General features: G+C 71.5%; 4 protein-coding genes. 1 reads left to right on the top strand and 3 read right to left on the bottom strand.

The window, feature by feature from the left end; translation table 11 throughout:
• The coding region (locus L0P92_RS43935; RefSeq protein WP_234768731.1) for an expansin EXLX1 family cellulose-binding protein at positions 1-716 on the top strand (716 nt) is incomplete at its 5' end.
• 52 nt (positions 717-768) lie between these two features.
• Here L0P92_RS43935 and L0P92_RS43940 read toward each other — a convergent pair.
• From L0P92_RS43940 to L0P92_RS43950, 3 genes are all read right to left on the bottom strand, one after another.
• Complete coding sequence (locus L0P92_RS43940) at positions 769-1,299, bottom strand: GNAT family N-acetyltransferase (RefSeq protein WP_234768732.1); 531 nt, start codon at positions 1,297-1,299, stop codon at positions 769-771.
• 66 nt (positions 1,300-1,365) lie between these two features.
• Entirely contained in the window at positions 1,366-1,740 is a 375-nt protein-coding gene (locus L0P92_RS43945; RefSeq protein WP_234768733.1) for a VOC family protein, read from the bottom strand.
• Positions 1,741-2,000: 260 nt separating this feature from the next.
• Positions 2,001-2,153, bottom strand: a complete 153-nt coding sequence (locus L0P92_RS43950; RefSeq protein WP_234768734.1) for a hypothetical protein — start codon at positions 2,151-2,153, stop codon at positions 2,001-2,003.
• Between the last annotated feature and the right edge of the window lie 90 nt (positions 2,154-2,243).

A 2,243-nucleotide genomic window follows, 5' to 3' on the forward strand; every position in this document is an offset into this window, starting at 1 on the left:
CCCCCAGCACCACCCCGCCGCCCCGGAAGTCCACGGCACCGGCGGACTCGGCGGCCAAGTCCACCACCCCGCAACGCGCTTCGGGCTCGGCCCCACTGGCGGACCGTATCCGCCCCGGCACCAGCTACGAAGGAGTCGCCACCTTCTACGACACCGGCAACGGCGACGGCGCCTGCCTGTACGGCCCCACCGACGACGTCATGACGGCGGCGATGAACCACACCGACTACGAGACGTCCAAGGCCTGCGGGGCACACGTCCTGGTCCGCGCGGCGAACGGCGCCTCGGTCACCGTCCGCATCACCAACGAGTGCCCGCTGCCCTGCGCCCCCGGCCAACTCGACCTCAGCCCCCAGGCGTTCGCCGAGCTCGCGGCCCCTTCGGCCGGCCGCATAGCCGTCACCTGGAGCCTGCTGAGCCCCGACACGTCCGACAGGATCGCGATCCGCTACAAGACCGGCTCCAGCGTCCACTGGTGCGGCATCCAGGCCCTGAACCACCGCAACCCGCTGGCCCGCCTGGAGGTCCGCGACGCGGCCGGCACCTGGCGCCAACTCCCGCGCACCGCCTACAACTACTTCCTCTCCGAGCAGGGGAGCGGGTGCGGGGGCGCGATCAGGATCACGGACATCTACGGGGAGACGCTGACGGTGGAGGGGATGTCGATACGCCCGGACGCCGTGCAACCGACGCGGTTGCAGTTCGCACAGCACTGACCCGCAGGCGCGAGACGGCAGCCGGCCCACTGGCCCTACAGGCCGGCCCCTACTAACCCCGGTATTCCTGGGCGAGGAGCCCGAGCAGCACCTCGTCCAGGAACTCGCCCATCACCCAGGCCGAGGAGCGCAGGACGCCCTCGCGGACGAAGCCGTTGCGCTCGGCGGAGCGCAGCATCCCGGTGTTGTCGGCCAGCGTCTCGATCTGGAGCCGCTGGAGGCCGCGCACGATGAACCCGTAGTGGCACAGCACGGCGACGACATCGGTGCCGTAGCCCTTGCCGCGGGCGGACGGCAGCAGGCCCAGCCCGATGTGGGCGCAACGGTTGTGGAGGTCGATGCCCCAGAGTGTCGCCGTGCCGACCAGGGTGCCGCCGGCCAGCTCCACCACGGAGAAGGGGACGGACGCTTCCTTCGTGTCGTCCACCACGAGCCGCGGATCCTTGAAACCGGGCGTGATCGGCCGCCAAGGTCCGCCTTCGGCCCGCGAGGCGTTGACCACGTCGTCGTAGAGCTCGGCCCGCAGGACCGGTATGTCGTCCTCGTGCCGGGCCCTGAGCCCGACCTTGTCGCCCTTCAGCATGCCGGTTTCCTATCCGACGGGGCCGATCTGCGGCAAACGAATTGAACACCCGGGAACCCGCCGGCCTCAGTGGCGGCAGAAGCAGAACGGATGGCCGGCCGGATCCGCGTAGACCCGCCAGTTGACCCCCGGGCGAAGCTGGTCCGTCCGCTCCAGCACGGTCGCACCGAGCGCGAGCGCCCGCTTCTCCTCCACATCGAGGTCGTCCACGTCGAAGTCCAGATGGAGCTGCTGCGGCCGCTCCTGCCCGGGCCACTCGGGCGGCCGATAACCCTCCACCCGCTGACAGGCCACCGGCGTCCCCTCGAACCCCTGCACCTCCACCCACTCCGGCTCCTCGGGATCCACGACCACCCGGCCCCCGAGCAACTCCGCGTAGAACTCCGCGAGCCGCACCGGATCAGCACAGTCCAACACGACCGCCTGCAACTTCCGAATCACACCCGCCCCCTCGCCCTCCGGCCACTTCCGCGACGTCCCGTACGGGAGGGGCGTACCCGTCACTGTGGCGGGCATGCGCGGGGATGCGTCGGACGGCGGCGGGCTTCACCCGCCAGGGGGCGACACCCGGACCCCCGCTCAGTCACCAGGTCGGTCGAAGGTCTCCCCCGCGGAGCGGAAACGTTCCATTCCCGGGAGCGCTCCCGCACGCACAGGCTGCGCCCCATCTCCCTCGTCCGCAACGACGGATCCCGCCACTTTCACGTCACCGACGGCGCCGCAGTCGGCTCCACGGTCGGCTCCACGGCCCCGTCCGCAGTCGGCGCCACGGTCGTCTCCGCGGTCGGCTCCGCCGGGTCGCTCGGCGCACGGGACCCGTCGGTACCGGAGGTCTCCGTGGGCGAGGAGGTCACCGGCCGTGGCGGAACCGTGGGGGTGGGCGTGGCCGTTCGGGGACGTGATGCCGAGGGGGTCGGGATCTCCGATGGGGATGGGGACGAGGG

The sequence above is a fragment of the Streptomyces muensis genome (assembly GCF_021474425.1).
Classification (GTDB): Bacteria; Actinomycetota; Actinomycetes; order Streptomycetales; family Streptomycetaceae; genus Streptomyces; species Streptomyces muensis.